Below are 15,097 nucleotides of genomic sequence, written 5' to 3'. Positions count from 1 at the left end.
AATGACTTCTGCAGACATCGCAGTCGTGGGCTTTGCTCAGGCACCCCACGTCCGCGAAACCAACGGCACCACCAACGGCGTCGAGATGCTCGTCCCGTGCTTCCAGCAGCTCTACAGCGATCTGGGAATCACCAAGTCAGACATCGGCTTCTGGTGCTCCGGATCTTCCGACTACCTGGCCGGACGAGCGTTCTCCTTCATCTCGGCCATCGACTCCATCGGAGCGGTCCCGCCGATCAACGAATCTCACGTCGAGATGGACGCTGCGTGGGCCTTCTACGAAGCGTGGATCAAGATCTTGACCGGTGAGGTCGAGACCGCGCTGGTGTACGGATTCGGCAAGTCCTCCGCCGGGCACCTGCGCAAGATCCTGTCCATGCAGCTCGATCCGTACCTCGTCACTCCGCTGTGGCCGGACTCCGTCTCGATCGCCGGACTTCAAGCCCGACTCGGACTCGACGCGGGTAAGTGGACGCACGAGGACATGGCGGAGGTTGCCGCTCGTAGCCGTCGTCACGCGCTGAGCAATCCGAAGGCTCAGCTCGCAGGCGAGGTCGACATCGAGGCCCTTCTCGCCAGCCCCTTCCTCGCAGATCCGTTGCGCGCACACGATTGTGCGCCCATCACCGACGGCGCGGCAGCAATCGTCCTGGCCTCGGGTAACCGCGCCCGCGATCTCTGCGAGCGGCCGGCGTGGATCACCGGACTCGAGCATCGCATCGACTCCCCCAACCTGGGTGCACGTGACCTGACCACCTCACCGTCCACTACGTCCGCAGCCAAGGCGGCAACGGGCGGCGAGGTCGGCAACATCGACGTCGCCGAACTGCACGCACCGTTCACTCACCAGGAATTGATCTTGAAGGAAGCGATCGGCCTGACCGACGCCACCACGATCAATCCGTCCGGCGGTCCGCTCAGCGGCAACCCACTGTTCGCCGGTGGTCTGGAACGAATCGGCCACGCCGCCAAGGCAATCTTCGACGGCCAGGCGAATCGCGCTCTGGCCCATGCAACAAGCGGCCCTGTGCTGCAGCAGAACCTGGTAGCAGTCTTGGAGGGACGGAACTGATGGCCGGAACGCCTCAACTCGCGGCCGTGCTCGGCACTGGCCAAACTCACTACGTCGCAAAGCGTCACGATGTCTCGATGGCGGGCTTGGTTCGTGAAGCCATCGACGCCGCGATGCTCGACGCCAACGTCGGCTGGGACGACATCGACGCCGTCGTCATCGGAAAGGCCCCCGATTTGTTCGAGGGTTCGATGATGCCCGAACTCGCCATGTCGGATGCTCTGGGCGCAAACGGAAAGCCGTTGCTGCGTGTTCACACTGCCGGATCGGTGGGCGGTTCGACGGCTATCGTCGCCTCCAGCCTGGTCAAATCCGGTGTCCACAAGCGGGTTCTGACGGTTTCCTGGGAGAAGCAGTCCGAGTCGAACGCCATGTGGGCGCTGTCCGTACCGGTTCCGTTCAACATGCCTGTCGGCGCCGGTGCCGGTGGATACTTCGCCCCGCACGTCCGTTCGTACATTCGTCGATCGGGCGCACCGGAGCACATCGGCTACCTCGTCGCGGTGAAGGATCGACTCAACGGCAGCCTCAATCCGTATGCGCACTTGCGGCAGCCGGACATCACTCTCGAATCGGTACAGGCATCTCAGATGCTCTGGGATCCGATCCGATACGACGAGACCTGCCCGTCCTCTGACGGCGCGTGCGCTCTGGTGATCGGCAACGAGGAAGCGGCCGCACGGGTCGAGGCCGAGGGTCGTTCGGTCGCGTGGATCCACGCGACGGCCATGCGCACCGAGCCGACCTTCTATGCCGGACGCGATCAGGTCAATCCGCAAGCCGGCCGTGACGCTGCAGCAGCACTGTGGAAGTCAGCGGGAATCACCGATCCGTTGAACGAGATCGACTGCGCCGAAATCTATGTCCCGTTCTCGTGGTTCGAGCCGATGTGGCTCGAGAACCTCGGCTTCGCGGAGGAAGGCCAGGGCTGGAAGCTGACCGAGGCAGGTGAAACCGCGATCGGCGGCAAGCTCCCGGTCAATGCCTCGGGCGGTGTTCTCTCCTCCAACCCGATCGGCGCGTCGGGCATGATCCGTTTTGCCGAGTCGGCGATGCAGGTCATGCACCGCGCCGGCGATCACCAGGTGGCCGACGCGCGCAAGGCTCTCGGCCATGCCTACGGCGGTGGCTCGCAGTACTTCTCGATGTGGGTCGTCGGCTCCGAACGTCCCACCACGTAAGCAGCAGCACACACGCCGATCAGGAAGAGGCCGAAGATGAAGTACACCGTCGGGGTTGCTATGAACCCCTTGGACCAGTTAGCCGGTATCGCCAAAACTGCCGAGGAATGCGGCTTTTCGTCGATCGCTCTCCCCGATTCACTGTTCTTCATGGAAACGCAGGCGGCGGATTACCCGTACACCCCGGACGGGTCTCGGATGTGGAATGCCGAGACCCCCTGGGTCGATCCGCTGATCGCCGCGGCTGCAATGGGCGCGGTGACCGAGAAGATCGAGTTCTACACCCAGGTGCTCAAGCTGGGTAGCCGCAATCCCGTCCTGCTCGCGCGGCAGGTCGGTTCGGTGGCGGCATTGACGAACAACCGTTTCGGCTTCGGCGTCGGAATCGGTTGGGCTCCGGAAGAGTTCGAGTGGTGCGGCGCTCCGTACAAGCGTCGGGGCGCACGTGTGGACGAGATGATCGACGTCCTCAAACTGATCCTCGGCGGCGGCATGGTCGAGTATCACGGTGAGTTCTTCGATTTCGATCGCCTGCAGATGAGCCCGGCCCCCACCAGGCCGGTTCCGTTCTACGTCGGCGGCCACACCGAGGTCGCACTCAAGCGTGCTGCGCGAGTCGGCGACGGTTGGACCTCGGCGATGATCAAGTTCGACGACCTGGTGGGTGTGATCGCACGACTACGCGAACTGCGCGCCGAGTACGGCCGCGAGAACGAGCCGTTCGAAATCCAGACGGTGTGCATCGACCGTTTCGGCAAGGACGGTTACGCAGAGCTCGAAGATGCCGGCGTCACGGACATCATTACCGTGCCTTGGGTTTTCGACGGAATCGGATTCGATGCCCCGCTGGAGGCAAAGCAGGATTCGATGCGTAAGTTCGCCGAGCAGTACATCAACTGAGGAGTCGCGATGACTGACGAACACCCCGCCCGCGTCGCGGGTAACGCTTCGCGCGCCGCAGCGAGTGGGAAGAACAAGGAAGCCTGGCTGGACCTCTTCGCCGAGGACGGTTGGGTGGAGGATCCGGTCGGGCCTTCGGGCTTCGATCCCGAAGGCAAAGGCCATCACGGGCGCGAAGCGATCTCCAAGTTCTACGACATGACGATCGCGAACGCGGACAAGCTCGAATTTCTGATCGACGATTCACTGGTGTGCGGCAACGAGAACGTCAACATCGGCAAGATCCGGACCACCATCGGCGGCTCGATCATCGACGCCGAGGGCGTGTTCGTCTATCGCGTGAACGACGACGGCAAGATCGCGTCGCTTCGAGCATTCTGGGAAGTGGACCGTGCGATGAAGACGGCACGCAAAGCCTGAGAACCCACAGTACGAGCGCGGCCCCGGTCATCGACCGGGGCCGCGCTCGTCGTATTCGAATCAGCCTGTCGTACTTGCACCGAGAACCTCGAAATGGTTTCCTGGTTCCCAACGTCGCGTGTCGATGACGGACTGCGTCAGGCATGGAGGCGTCGTACCGCAAGGGGTCACTCATGACCATTTCGTTCAATCACACCATCATCGCCGCAAAAGACCGACAAGAGTCTGCGTGGTTCTTCACTCACATGTTCGGTCTTCCAGGCCCAGTCGAAGCCGGCTACTTTCTCGGCGTTGAACTCGAGCACGGCGTGACGTTGGACTTCGCACAGGTGGAAGAAGGCGCCGAGGTTGCGTCTCAGCACTATGCCTTCCTCGTCTCCGAGGATGACTTCGACGGCATCTACCAGCGGATACAGGCGTTGAAACTGGATCACTGGGCCGATCCGCGCCAGTCGAGTACCGGCTTCAACACCAACGACGGTGGGCGTGGGGTCTACTTCCTCGACCCGTCGGGACATTTCCTGGAAGCCATCACCAAACCGTACGGCGGCTGAATTGGAGATTGAACTACAAACGGCGGCGCCTACGGGAGATGAGGGATCCCGCAGACGCCGCCGCAGTTCCAGGTTGCCAACAAGTGGCTTCCCGGAACGTCTACTGTAGTTCTGCGTGTTCGAGAGTGCAGAGGCAACTCCCGAAAACCTACACAGAACCTACTCGCCGGTTACCGGGTCAGTATATGTCCGGATCAGTGTTTGACCGGGCAGCCCGATGTCTTGTAATCAACCTGAAACTCTTTGATGCCGTTGAGCCAGCCCGAGCGAAGGCGTCGGGGATCCCCGAGCCTGGTGATGTCGGGTAGGTGATCGGCGATCGCATTGAAGATCAGATCGATTTCCAGACGGGCCAAGTTGGCGCCGATGCAGTAGTGCGCACCGGTGCCGCCGAATCCGAGGTGCGGATTGGGGTCACGCATGATGTCGAACTTCGTCGGGTTCTCGAAGACGTCCTCGTCGAAGTTGGCCGACGCGTACATCATCACGACGCGATCGCCCTTCTTGATCTTCTGTCCGCCGAGTTCGGTGTCTTCGAGCGCGGTGCGCTGGAAGGAAGTCACCGGGGTCGCCCAACGAACGATCTCGTCGGCCGCCGTCTTGGGGCGTTCCTTCTTGTACAGCTCCCACTGGTCGGGATTGTCGAGGAAGGCAACCATGCCGTGTGTGATGGCATTGCGAGTGGTCTCGTTACCCGCGACCGCAAGCAGGATCACGAAGAAGCCGAATTCCTCTGGGGAGAGCTCATTTCCGTCGATGTCAGCTTCGATGAGCTTGGTGACGATGTCATCGGCGGGACACTTCTTGCGCTGATCCGCCATCTGGTACGCGTATCCCAGAATCTCCATCGACGCTGCCTGCGGGTCGATGTCGAACTCGGGATCGTCGTACGACGTCATCTGGTTGGACCAGTCGAAGAGCTTCATTCGATCTTCCTGCGGCACACCGAGAAGCTCGGCGATTGCCTGCAGCGGAAGTTCGGACGCGACCTGAACCACGAAGTCACCGGCACCGCCGGCAGCCGCGGTCGTGACGATCTTTTCGGCACGCTCGGTCAGTTCCTCGCGCAGGCTGTTGATGGCGCGCGGGGTGAATCCACGAGATACCAGCTTGCGCAGCTTGGTGTGCTCCGGAGCGTCCTTGTTGATGAGAATGAATCGCTGCATCTCGACGTTCTCACGCGGGATGTCGTCGGCGAAGCGAGGAATCGCAGTGTTCTCGTGGGTCGAGAAGATGTCGCTTCGCTGCGAAACTTCCTTGACCTCTTCATGACGGGTGACCACCCAGAAGCCCTCGTCCTGGAATCCACCGATTTCCGGGGGCTGCGGATTCCACCACACGGGGGCCGTCTTCCGGAGTTCGGCGAACTCCTCGAACGGCATGCGTTCCGCGTAGATGTCGGGGTCCGTGAAGTCGATTCCCTCGGGGAATGCGGGCTGTGCCACTGATGTCTCCTGCCCTAAGCCTTTTCATCACAGGGGTGATGGGGATCCGTGATGTGTAACACGTTCTACTCTCATTGAAACACAAGCCTGCTTACTAGGAAAGGAAACGTCGGCAGGTCTTGCTTCCCGCAGAGAACCTGTTCTACTTTTTCATTACAAGGAAAGGAGCCCGCTGTGGGCACACCAGTAATCGTCGAGGCTGTCCGTACACCGATCGGCAAGCGCGGAGGTTGGCTCGCCGGTCTGCACGCCGCCGAGATCCTCGGAGCTGCACAAAAGGGAGTTCTCGACCGGTCGGGAATCGACCCGTTGCTGATCGAGCAGGTGATCGGCGGCTGCGTCACCCAGGCCGGCGCTCAGTCCAACAACATCACGCGCACGGCCTGGCTGCACGCCGGACTTCCGTGGCAGACCGGCGCAACCACCGTGGACTGCCAGTGCGGTTCGGCCCAGCAGGCGAACCATCTGATCGCCGGTCTGATCGCCACCGGCGCCATCGACGCCGGTATCGCCTGCGGCATCGAAGCCATGAGCCAGGTTCCCCTCGGCGCCAACGTCGGCGATCAGGCCGGACCGCGCCGACCCGCGACGTGGGACATCGACATGCCCAACCAGTTCGAAGCTGCAGAACGCATCGCGCGTCGACGCGGACTGACCCGCGACGACGTCGAAGCCCTCGGCGTCCGCTCGCAGGCGCTGGCCAAGCAGGCTTGGGAGGAAGGACGTTTCGACCGCGAGGTTCTCGAACTCTCGGCACCCCAGGTCGACAAGGAAGGAAACCTCACGGGCGAGACCAAGGTCGTCAATCGCGATCAGGGCCTGCGCGATACGACGGCGGAGTCCCTTGCCCGACTGAAGCCCGTCCTCGAAGGCGGGATTCACACGGCCGGAACGTCTTCCCAGATCTCCGACGGCGCGGCCGCAGTCCTGCTCATGGACGAGGACAAGGCTCGCGCGCTCGGATTGAAGCCGCGAGCCCGCATCATCGCCCAGGCGCTGGTCGGCTCGGAACCGGAATTCCACCTCGACGGACCGGTGCAGGCAACCGGCCGTGTCCTGGAGAAGAGCGGAATGAAGATCGGCGATCTCGATCTGTTCGAGATCAACGAAGCATTCGCATCCGTCGCACTGTCCTGGGCTCAGGTTCACGAACCTGACTTCGACAACGTCAATGTCAACGGCGGCGCGCTCGCTCTCGGCCATCCGGTCGGCAGCACGGGATCTCGCCTGATCACCACCGCACTGCACGAACTCGAGCGTCGCAACGGCTCGACGGCTCTGATCACGATGTGCGCCGGCGGCGCACTGGCCACCGGAACCATCATCGAGCGTATCTGAGATGACTACTCCCCCAGCCAAACCCAAGGGACTCGACGCTCCAGCGACGGTCAAGATCATCAAGTGGATGTCGAAGGCGAACGTCGCGATGTATCGCGCCACCGACGGGCGGCTGGGTAGCAAGTGGCGGGTCGGCAGCGCGTTCCCTCGCGGGCTGCCGATCTGCCTGCTGACCACCACCGGTCGCAAATCCGGCGAGGAGCGGATCAGCCCGCTGCTATTCCTCGAGGACGGCGAGAACGTGATTCTGGTGGCGTCGCAAGGCGGTCTTCCGAAGAACCCGATGTGGTACCTCAACATCAAGGCAGACCCGGTGGTGACGGTGCAGATCAAGTCTCGGATCCGCTCGATGAAAGCCCGCGTCGCGACCGAGGACGAGCGCGCTCGGCTGTGGCCGAAATTGACGGCGATGTATCCGGATTTCGACAACTATCAGGCCTGGACCGACCGGGTCATTCCCGTCATCGTGTGCGAGCCACTGAAGAATTAAACGGACTGTTTACAACAAAACGTTTACATCGACCCGGGTTCGTGCCACCCTGGGTTCATGACCGATGACCAGTTCAGACCGATCGATTCCGGCCGCGAACGCGCACATCGCGAGTACGCCGGACTCTTTCGAATCAGCGAGCGCCACGGCGCGACCCCAAGCCAGCGCGCGCGGCAATCTCATCCGGAGATGCTCGAGCCCTACGGCGCGGTGCGCGTCGTGGCTCGTCTTGCGGGCGGAACCGACATACCTGAGCCGAACGAACCCGAGGTCGACGATGCCGACGTCATGGCTGCGTTGACTCTGATCCCCAAGGCCCGAGCCGAAATGGAACAGCTGGAAGCACTGTTCCTCGGGATTGCCCGCGAACGGGGCATGACCTGGCAGGACATCGCTTTCGGGCTGGGACTCGGAAGCACTCAAGCCGCCCGCCAGCGCTACGAACGGCTCGTTCGCCGCACCGGAGGCTGAACGCGTGCCATAACCGGCGAGTTGGAGCACTATTGACTCGTACGGTCCGCACGGCGTTTCGGCAGAGCCTCGAACACAGCAAGGAGTCGCATATATGACGACGCATATTCAAGATCAAATCCTGGACCGACGCGAGATCACCTCAGCCCTCGTGCGTGCGCTGGAGCGTCGCCACGAGGTGCTGGACGCAGTGGTCGACAGCAAGGACCACCAGGAGGCACTGACCACCGTCGCGGAACTCCTCGGCACGTCGGAAGCAAATGCCGAAGCAGTTCTGAGCCTCAAGTTCAGCGCACTGACCAAGGCAGCGCGCGATCGCATCCAGGGCGAGCTGGAGAATCTCGACGCCACTCTCGAATGGACGACGCTCGATCGTCCCGCGAGCAGCGGGCAGAACTTCACCCTGCGTCCGTTCAGCGACAGCGCAGAAGACAAGGCACTGTTCACGATTCGCTCGGCCGAGCAGCTCGGCGAAGACGGCAAGCCGTGGAGCGAGGATCGGATCGAAGCCGAGCGCGTCGGCGGTCTCGGTCGGATCGACGACGAGAGCGCTGCCTGGTTCGTCGCCGAGGACGTCTCCGGTGACGGCCCGAAGAGCGTCGGCCTGGTATTCGGCGAACTCGACGGCCAAGAGGTGAACGTGGCGATCTGGATCGCGCCGGAATCTCGCAAGAAGGGCTACGGCACCGCCTGCGTGAAGCATTCGCGGCGCGAACTCGCAGCTGAGTTCCCCGGCACCGTGTTGGTGGTTCGGGCGCCCGCGTAGGCGGCACGCCGCCTGTGAGTGGTTGAGGAGTTCCTGCACTCCTTAACCACTCACAGGGCCGGAGGCCCTACGCCCCGTACACCGGCGTCGGAATCTCCGCCTTCTCCAACAGCGTTGCCACGACGGGCCCGATCTCCTTCGGGTCCCAGCGATCTCCCTTGTCCTCGCTCGGGCCGTGACGCCAGCCCTCCGCGACGGTGATCTTTCCGCCCTCTACCTCGAACACCCGGCCCGTGACGTCCTTGGACTCGGCGCTACCGAGCCAGACGACCAGCGGCGAGATGTTCTCGGGAGCCATGGCGTCGAAGCCCTCTTCCGGAGCTGCCATCGCTTCTGCCATCGCCCCGCCCGCGCCGACAGTCATGCGTGTGCGCGCAGCAGGCGCGATCGCGTTGACACTGACTCCGTAATTCTTGAGCTCGGCGGCGGCCTGGATGGTCATCTCGGCGATGCCGGCCTTGGCCGCGGCGTAGTTGCCCTGGCCGATCGAACCCTGCAGTCCTGCACCCGAACTGGTGTTGATGATGCGTGCGTCGACGGTCTTGCCTGCCTTGGCCTCGGCGCGCCAGTAGGCAGCAGCGTGACGGAGCGGCGCGAAGTGCCCCTTGAGGTGCACGCGAATCACCGCGTCCCACTCGCCTTCGCTCATGCCGACCAGCATGCGGTCCCGCAGGAAGCCTGCGTTGTTCACGAGTACGTCCATACCACCGAAGGTGTCGATCGCGGTCTTGATCAGATTCTCGGCGCCCGCCCAGTCGGCGACGTCGTCTCCGTTGACCACTGCTTGGCCACCGGCGGCGATGATCTCCGCGACAACCTGCTCGGCCGGACTCTCACCGGTCGCGGAACCGTCGGCACCCGCACCGATGTCGTTGACGACGACCTTGGCGCCCTCGGCAGCAAATGCCAATGCATGCGCACGTCCGATACCGCGGCCAGCCCCGGTGATGATGACTACGCGTCCGTCGACCAATCCACTCATATTTGTCTCCTAATGCACTCTGCTCGGGCTTGTCGGCTCCGCTTGTGTGCTAACTTACCAAGCAATCGCTTGGTTTGGTACACAGACGTAAGGAATCCCGATATGGGCATCAGCACCTCCTCCGACGGAACCGGCATCACCACGGTCACCATCGACTACGCGCCGGTCAATGCAATCCCGTCCAAGGGATGGTTCGAGCTTGCCGACGCCATCCTCGACGCGGGCAAGGATCTCAACACTCACGTAGTGATCCTGCGAGCCGAGGGACGCGGATTCAACGCCGGCGTCGACATCAAGGAGATGCAGGCCACCGAGGGATTCGACGCGCTGGTCGCCGCCAACCGCGGTTGCGCCGCGGCCTTCGCGGCCGTCTACGACTGTGCTGTACCCGTCGTCGTGGCCGTCAACGGATTCTGTGTCGGCGGCGGCATCGGACTCGTCGGCAACGCGGACGTGATCGTCGCTTCCGACGACGCGATCTTCTCCCTCCCCGAGGTCGACCGCGGCGCACTCGGCGCTGCCACACACCTGTCGAGGCTGGTGCCACAGCACATGATGCGCACGCTCTACTACACCGCACAGAGCGTCGACGCGCACACACTCAAGCAGTTCGGCAGCGTCTACGACGTGGTCCCACGCGAGAAGCTCGACGAGTGCGCTCGCGAGATCGCCGCGAAGATCGCCGCCAAGGACACCCGCATCATCCGGTGCGCCAAGGAAGCCATCAACGGCATCGACCCGGTGGACGTCAAGGGCAGCTACCGCCTCGAGCAGGGCTACACCTTCGAACTCAACCTCCTCGGCGTGTCCGACGAACACCGCGACGAGTTCGTCGCCACCGGCAAGCCGCGCGAGAACGCAACCCAGAAGGAAGGCTGAGACAAACATGGCTAGCAAGCGTGACAAGACGAAGTCGCTCGACGAGGTAGTCGGCGAACTCCGCAGCGGAATGACGATCGGCTTGGGCGGCTGGGGATCTCGCCGCAAGCCGATGGCCTTCGTGCGTGCGATTCTGCGTTCGGACATCAAGGACCTGACCGTGGTCACCTACGGCGGACCGGATCTCGGACTGCTGTGCTCGGCCGGCAAGGTCAAGAAGGCGTACTACGGTTTCGTGTCCCTCGACTCCGCGCCGTTCTACGACCCGTGGTTTGCCAAGGCACGCACCGCCGGTGAGATCGAAGTCCGCGAGATGGACGAGGGCATGGTCAAGTGCGGCCTCGAAGCAGCTGCCGCTCGCCTTCCCTTCCTCCCGATCCGCGCCGGCCTGGGTTCGGATGTCCGCAACTTCTGGGGCGACGAACTCAAGACCGTCACCTCCCCGTACCCCGAGGCCGACGGCCGCTCCGAGACCTTGATCGCGATGCCTGCGCTCAACCTCGATGCGTCGTTCGTTCATCTCAATCTCGGTGACAAGCACGGCAATGCCGCGTACAACGGCGTCGACCCGTACTTCGACGACCTGTACTGCATGGCGGCCGAAAAGCGTTACGTCTCCGTCGAACGCATCGTCGAGACCGAGGAACTGGTCAAATCCGTTCCACTGCAGAACCTTCTGCTCAACCGCATGATGGTCGACGCCGTCGTCGAGGCACCCAATGGTGCGCACTTCACGTTGGCCGGCGAAAGCTACGGCCGCGACGAGAAGTTCCAGCGTCACTACGCCGAGTCCGCCAAGACCCCCGAGTCGTGGCAGGCGTTCGTCGACACCTTCCTCTCCGGCAGCGAAGAGGACTACCAAGCCGCAGTAAAGAAGTTTGCCGATTCATCAAAGGCAGGGGAGCAGGCAAAATGAGCGAATCCACCGTCACCCGCGCAGAGTACGTTGTTCTCGCTTGCGCTGAAATCTTCTCCGGTGCAGGCGAAATCATGGCCAGCCCGATGTCGACGTCGTCCACCATCGGCGCTCGCCTGGCTCGACTCACCACCGAGCCCGACCTGCTGATCACCGATGGTGAAGCCCTCATTCTCGAGGACACTCCGGCCGTCGGAACGAAGGGCCCCGTCGAAGGATGGATGCCGTTCCGCAAGGTGTTCGACGTCGTCGCTTCCGGCCGCCGTCACGTAGTCATGGGCGCCAATCAGCTCGATCGCCACGGCAACCAGAACCTCTCCGCCTTCGGCCCGCTTCAGCAGCCGACGCGTCAGATGTTCGGTGTGCGCGGCGCCCCGGGTAACACCATCAACCACGCGACGAGCTACTTCGTCCCCAAGCACTCCAAGCGAGTGTTCGTCGACAAGGTCGACGTGGTGTGCGGTGTCGGCTACGACCAGATCGATCCCGAGAATCCGGCTTACAAGTACCTGAACATCCCCCGCGTTGTCACCAACCTCGGTGTCTTCGACTTCGGCGGACCGGGAAACACCTTCCGCGCGTTGAGCCTTCACCCCGGCGTCACCGCCGAAGAGGTAGCCGAGAACACCTCGTTCGAGGTTGCCGGACTCGCCGAGGCCGGTATCACCCGTGACCCCACCGCCGAAGAACTTCACCTCATCCGCGAAACCCTCGATCCGCGCAACCTCCGGGACCGTGAGGTCTCGGCATGACCCCCACCCTGAAGACCGCGCTGACCGAACTGGTCGGTGTCGAGTACCCGATCGTGCAGACGGGTATGGGCTGGGTTTCCGGTCCCGCTCTCACGTCGGCAACGGCTAACGCCGGTGGTCTCGGCATCCTGGCTTCGGCCACGATGACGTACGACGAGCTCGAGCACGCGATCAAGAAGACGAAGCAGCTCACGGACAAGCCGTTCGGCGTCAACATGCGTGCCGACGCCACTGACGCCCCGCAACGCGCGGATCTGCTGATCCGTGAAGGCGTCAAGGTCGCGTCGTTTGCCTTGGCTCCCAAGAAGGAACTGATCGCCAAGCTCAAGGACCACGGCATCGTCGTCGTACCGTCGATCGGTGCCGCGAAGCATGCGGTCAAGGTTGCGTCCTGGGGCGCGGACGCCGTCATCGTCCAGGGCGGCGAAGGTGGTGGTCACACCGGCGGTGTGGCCACGACATTGCTTCTCCCCTCGGTTCTCGACGCGGTCGATATTCCGGTCATCGCCGGTGGCGGATTCTTCGACGGCCGCGGGCTGGCTGCCGCATTGGCGTACGGCGCTGCCGGTGTCGCAATGGGAACGCGATTCCTTCTCACCAGCGACTCTTCGGTTCCCGATTCCGTCAAGCAGGAGTATCTCAAGCGCGGACTGACGGATACAACAGTCTCCCGCAAGGTCGACGGCATGCCTCATCGTGTGCTCAACACCGACCTGGTCAACAGCCTCGAAGGTTCCAGCTATGCAACCGGTTTGATCGCAGCGGCCAAGAATGCCACGAAGTTCAAGGCCATGACGGGCATGAAGTGGTCGACCCTCGCCAAGGACGGTCTCGCGATGAAGCGGTCGGGTGACCGCACGCTGATGCAGATCATCATGGCGGCCAACACCCCGATGTTGCTCAAGGCCGGACTGGTCGAGGGCAACACGGAAGCCGGTGTTCTTGCTTCGGGTCAGGTTGTCGGCATGATCAACGATCTGCCCAGCTGCAAGGAACTGATCGAAAGCATCATGGAAGGTGCCGTGGGGCGTATCGACGCGCTCGCGGCTCTTCGCTGACACAGCTCTATCCGAGTGCGTCTCCCCCACTGCGCTTTACGCGTAGTGGGCGAGGCGCACTCGTTGCGTTTGTCGGACTATCCTGTCTTCTCCTCCCCGAACCCGTCGACCATTCCGAAATACTGCGAGATCGCTACTGCGGCCATCTGTACTGGAGCGGCGTTCCTCTTGTCTATCGTGCCGCGAATCAAAGGCCCACAAATCGAAAGACCTATCTGCATGTGGTCGAGCACCCCGATTCGCGCACCGATACAACCCATCCCGGAACTGCACATTCCGAACGCAACTGCGTGTTGGCGAACGTCATTGGCGTTGTGTAACGACGCCACCGATCTGTGACCGGCGCTCAACAGTGACTTCCCGATGGTCGACGCTTGCGCCGGGATACGTGAGCCGACGCGAGTCTGAAGGTCGGGGACCATCAGGCTCCCGATCTTCTGGATGTAGCGCACATGGTTTCCTTCCAACACCCCGAGGTGCACAGCGTGTCCAGTCACGAAATGCAATTGCTGAAGTAGGGGCGTAACCACTCGATCCAACTTGTTTCGATACAGCGAGAGCGCGCCCAGATCTCCTAGCTTGTCGCCTATTTCGTACTCGAGCCCTTCGCGGCGTAGCCAGTTCATCCTCACGAGTTTCAGTAGCATCCGGTGCACAGACGATCGCGGATTTCCGGTTCGGCGCGCCACCTCCCCCAGCGTCAGCCGCGGCGCGTCACGAAAGCAGTCCACCACCACCGACAGTCTGTCGAGAGTTGACATGGGGATGGACTCTTCGGTGATCGGTCCGACCAAAATCGATGTCTCCGTTCCGGTGGCCCACCGCTTCGGCAGCCAACATTCGTTCCGCCCATCTGAGCTTCCGTGGACTCACGACGCCAGTACGTTTCCCACGCAGCGGGAGATGCATCTGCATGGGCATTCACCAGCATCGATACCGATGATCGGTCATGTTCGTTGAGCCCGAATCCATCCCTCGTCACAGTGATGACCGGAGCCCATCCGATCATGCGGCGCCGAGCAGAACGCTTCAAAATCAGGAGGAAACATGAATTCTTCATCCCCGTCGACAGGTGTGATCATCACCGGCGGCGCATCCGGAATCGGATTGGCCTCCGCCCGCGCGCTCGCGGCGATCCGACGACCAGTCGCTCTCTGGGATATCGACGAGGCAAAAGCGGTCGATCAGGCAGCACTGGTTTCCTCCGAATTCGGCATCGACGCCATCGGAGTGGGAATCGATCTCACGAAAGCGGACGACTACGCGGCCGCATTGGCCACAACCCGTTCCTCACTTCCCTCCATCGGCGGACTTGTTCATTCCGCCGGGGTCGTCGATACCGGATCCCTCGAAGGAGTGACGCTCGACGTGTGGGAGACGGGTATCAACACCCATCTACGTCCGCTCATCCTGTTGGTTCAACAGTTGATGCCTGATTTCACGGCCAATCCCGGTTCGGCAATAGTCGGAATCGCTTCGATCAACGCAACTTTGGGCAATGCAATCAACCCTGTCTACTCCGCTGCAAAGGGTGGGATGTTGTCGATGGTCCGATCGCTGGCGGACCGACTGGGCCCGGACGGCATTCGGATCAACTGCGTCTCTCCCGGACAGATTCTGACCCCTATGCTTCAGCCGACCGTAGACGCATTGGGCGACGGGGCATTCGAACGACGCATCCTCCTCGGCAGGCTCGGCCGCCCGGAGGAAATCGCACACGCTGTCCGCTTCCTGCTGTCCGACGAAGCAAGTTACATCACCTCAACGGAATTGGTTGTCGACGGCGGCAATATCTCGTCGCAACGTATGTGAATGGTCCAAAGATTTTCACCCCTTCGACTGTCCTACAACATCACTCGGTCCAGCCCACCGG

General features: G+C 62.4%; 17 protein-coding genes. 14 read left to right on the top strand and 3 right to left on the bottom strand.

Going from position 1 to position 15,097, the window contains the following annotated elements; genetic code table 11:
* Window position 1 precedes the first annotated feature (1 nt).
* From BH682_RS04500 to BH682_RS04480, 5 genes are all read left to right on the top strand, one after another.
* Window positions 2-1,072: a thiolase domain-containing protein gene (locus BH682_RS04500; protein WP_007734273.1), complete on the top strand. Its 1,071-nt coding sequence runs from the start codon at window positions 2-4 to the stop codon at window positions 1,070-1,072.
* Window positions 1,072-2,253, top strand: coding sequence for a thiolase domain-containing protein (locus BH682_RS04495; RefSeq protein WP_075832229.1), 1,182 nt, complete (start codon window positions 1,072-1,074; stop codon window positions 2,251-2,253). Before BH682_RS04500 ends, BH682_RS04495 begins: the two co-directional genes overlap by 1 nt.
* A gap of 36 nt (window positions 2,254-2,289) precedes the next feature.
* Window positions 2,290-3,153: a TIGR03619 family F420-dependent LLM class oxidoreductase gene (locus BH682_RS04490; protein ID WP_075832227.1), complete on the top strand. Its 864-nt coding sequence runs from the start codon at window positions 2,290-2,292 to the stop codon at window positions 3,151-3,153.
* Window positions 3,154-3,162: 9 nt separating this feature from the next.
* On the top strand, window positions 3,163-3,573 hold the full coding sequence (locus BH682_RS04485; protein WP_007734269.1) for a nuclear transport factor 2 family protein: 411 nt from the start codon (window positions 3,163-3,165) through the stop codon (window positions 3,571-3,573).
* 173 nt (window positions 3,574-3,746) lie between these two features.
* Window positions 3,747-4,127: a VOC family protein gene (locus tag BH682_RS04480; RefSeq protein WP_020906296.1), complete on the top strand. Its 381-nt coding sequence runs from the start codon at window positions 3,747-3,749 to the stop codon at window positions 4,125-4,127.
* Window positions 4,128-4,321: 194 nt separating this feature from the next.
* Here BH682_RS04480 and BH682_RS04475 read toward each other — a convergent pair whose 3' ends face one another.
* Window positions 4,322-5,572: a cytochrome P450 gene (locus BH682_RS04475; RefSeq protein ID WP_007734267.1), complete on the bottom strand. Its 1,251-nt coding sequence runs from the start codon at window positions 5,570-5,572 to the stop codon at window positions 4,322-4,324.
* A gap of 174 nt (window positions 5,573-5,746) precedes the next feature.
* Here BH682_RS04475 and BH682_RS04470 point away from each other — a divergent pair, with 174 nt between their 5' ends.
* From BH682_RS04470 to BH682_RS04455, 4 genes are all read left to right on the top strand, one after another.
* Window positions 5,747-6,910, top strand: a complete 1,164-nt coding sequence (locus BH682_RS04470; RefSeq protein WP_075832225.1) for a steroid 3-ketoacyl-CoA thiolase — start codon at window positions 5,747-5,749, stop codon at window positions 6,908-6,910.
* Window position 6,911: 1 nt separating this feature from the next.
* Window positions 6,912-7,400, top strand: a complete 489-nt coding sequence (locus BH682_RS04465) for a nitroreductase family deazaflavin-dependent oxidoreductase (RefSeq protein WP_058039197.1) — start codon at window positions 6,912-6,914, stop codon at window positions 7,398-7,400.
* 57 nt (window positions 7,401-7,457) lie between these two features.
* A complete protein-coding gene (locus BH682_RS04460) occupies window positions 7,458-7,871 on the top strand; it encodes a hypothetical protein (RefSeq protein ID WP_042449485.1) in 414 nt (137 codons plus the stop codon).
* A gap of 94 nt (window positions 7,872-7,965) precedes the next feature.
* Window positions 7,966-8,637 (top strand): GNAT family N-acetyltransferase, encoded by a 672-nt coding sequence (locus BH682_RS04455; protein ID WP_003945460.1) that lies wholly within the window; start codon window positions 7,966-7,968, stop codon window positions 8,635-8,637.
* Window positions 8,638-8,704: 67 nt separating this feature from the next.
* On the opposite strand, the gene BH682_RS04450 is transcribed toward BH682_RS04455, so the two are convergent.
* Window positions 8,705-9,619: an SDR family oxidoreductase gene (locus tag BH682_RS04450; protein WP_075832224.1), complete on the bottom strand. Its 915-nt coding sequence runs from the start codon at window positions 9,617-9,619 to the stop codon at window positions 8,705-8,707.
* A gap of 102 nt (window positions 9,620-9,721) precedes the next feature.
* Here BH682_RS04450 and echA20 point away from each other — a divergent pair, with 102 nt between their 5' ends.
* Genes echA20 through BH682_RS04430 form a run of 4 tightly spaced genes read left to right on the top strand, consistent with a single transcriptional unit; the run spans window position 9,722 to window position 13,224 of the window.
* The gene (gene echA20 / locus BH682_RS04445; protein WP_003945611.1) at window positions 9,722-10,498 is read left to right on the top strand and encodes a (7aS)-7a-methyl-1,5-dioxo-2,3,5,6,7,7a-hexahydro-1H-indene-carboxyl-CoA hydrolase; all 777 of its coding nucleotides are present in this window, start codon (window positions 9,722-9,724) and stop codon (window positions 10,496-10,498) included.
* A 7-nt stretch (window positions 10,499-10,505) separates the two neighbouring features.
* Window positions 10,506-11,414 carry a cholesterol ring-cleaving hydrolase subunit IpdA gene (gene ipdA, locus BH682_RS04440; RefSeq protein WP_003945662.1) on the top strand — a complete coding sequence of 303 codons (909 nt, stop codon included), beginning with the start codon at window positions 10,506-10,508 and terminating at the stop codon, window positions 11,412-11,414.
* The gene (locus tag BH682_RS04435; protein ID WP_003945796.1) at window positions 11,411-12,166 is read left to right on the top strand and encodes a CoA-transferase subunit beta; all 756 of its coding nucleotides are present in this window, start codon (window positions 11,411-11,413) and stop codon (window positions 12,164-12,166) included. Before ipdA ends, BH682_RS04435 begins: the two co-directional genes overlap by 4 nt.
* A complete protein-coding gene (locus BH682_RS04430; protein WP_075832222.1) occupies window positions 12,163-13,224 on the top strand; it encodes an NAD(P)H-dependent flavin oxidoreductase in 1,062 nt (353 codons plus the stop codon). Before BH682_RS04435 ends, BH682_RS04430 begins: the two co-directional genes overlap by 4 nt.
* A 77-nt stretch (window positions 13,225-13,301) precedes the next feature.
* Here BH682_RS04430 and BH682_RS04425 read toward each other — a convergent pair whose 3' ends face one another.
* Complete coding sequence (locus BH682_RS04425; protein WP_223304660.1) at window positions 13,302-13,985, bottom strand: IclR family transcriptional regulator; 684 nt, start codon at window positions 13,983-13,985, stop codon at window positions 13,302-13,304.
* A 286-nt stretch (window positions 13,986-14,271) separates the two neighbouring features.
* On the opposite strand from BH682_RS04425, the gene BH682_RS04420 reads away from it, so the two are divergent.
* Window positions 14,272-15,036 (top strand): SDR family NAD(P)-dependent oxidoreductase, encoded by a 765-nt coding sequence (locus tag BH682_RS04420; protein WP_075832218.1) that lies wholly within the window; start codon window positions 14,272-14,274, stop codon window positions 15,034-15,036.
* Window positions 15,037-15,097 lie beyond the last annotated feature (61 nt).

It is taken from the genome of Rhodococcus sp. YL-1, from assembly GCF_001942025.1.
Classification (GTDB): domain Bacteria; phylum Actinomycetota; class Actinomycetes; order Mycobacteriales; family Mycobacteriaceae; genus Rhodococcus_F; species Rhodococcus_F qingshengii.
This window is presented reverse-complemented; position numbering and strand designations above follow the sequence as displayed.

Excerpts from the sequence above, each read along its gene's own strand:
- BH682_RS04490 (WP_075832227.1), top strand. The coding sequence starts at position 2,290 with ATGAAGTACACCGTCGGGGTTGCTATGAACCCCTTGGACCAGTTAGCC.
- BH682_RS04425 (WP_223304660.1), bottom strand. The coding sequence starts at position 13,985 with ATGTCAACTCTCGACAGACTGTCGGTGGTGGTGGACTGCTTTCGTGAC.
- BH682_RS04450 (WP_075832224.1), bottom strand. The coding sequence starts at position 9,619 with ATGAGTGGATTGGTCGACGGACGCGTAGTCATCATCACCGGGGCTGGC.
- echA20 (WP_003945611.1), top strand. The coding sequence starts at position 9,722 with ATGGGCATCAGCACCTCCTCCGACGGAACCGGCATCACCACGGTCACC.
- BH682_RS04480 (WP_020906296.1), top strand. The coding sequence starts at position 3,747 with ATGACCATTTCGTTCAATCACACCATCATCGCCGCAAAAGACCGACAA.
- BH682_RS04500 (WP_007734273.1), top strand. The coding sequence starts at position 2 with ATGACTTCTGCAGACATCGCAGTCGTGGGCTTTGCTCAGGCACCCCAC.
- BH682_RS04435 (WP_003945796.1), top strand. The coding sequence starts at position 11,411 with ATGAGCGAATCCACCGTCACCCGCGCAGAGTACGTTGTTCTCGCTTGC.
- BH682_RS04460 (WP_042449485.1), top strand. The coding sequence starts at position 7,458 with ATGACCGATGACCAGTTCAGACCGATCGATTCCGGCCGCGAACGCGCA.
- BH682_RS04420 (WP_075832218.1), top strand. The coding sequence starts at position 14,272 with ATGAATTCTTCATCCCCGTCGACAGGTGTGATCATCACCGGCGGCGCA.
- BH682_RS04485 (WP_007734269.1), top strand. The coding sequence starts at position 3,163 with ATGACTGACGAACACCCCGCCCGCGTCGCGGGTAACGCTTCGCGCGCC.
- BH682_RS04430 (WP_075832222.1), top strand. The coding sequence starts at position 12,163 with ATGACCCCCACCCTGAAGACCGCGCTGACCGAACTGGTCGGTGTCGAG.
- BH682_RS04495 (WP_075832229.1), top strand. The coding sequence starts at position 1,072 with ATGGCCGGAACGCCTCAACTCGCGGCCGTGCTCGGCACTGGCCAAACT.
- BH682_RS04465 (WP_058039197.1), top strand. The coding sequence starts at position 6,912 with ATGACTACTCCCCCAGCCAAACCCAAGGGACTCGACGCTCCAGCGACG.
- ipdA (WP_003945662.1), top strand. The coding sequence starts at position 10,506 with ATGGCTAGCAAGCGTGACAAGACGAAGTCGCTCGACGAGGTAGTCGGC.
- BH682_RS04455 (WP_003945460.1), top strand. The coding sequence starts at position 7,966 with ATGACGACGCATATTCAAGATCAAATCCTGGACCGACGCGAGATCACC.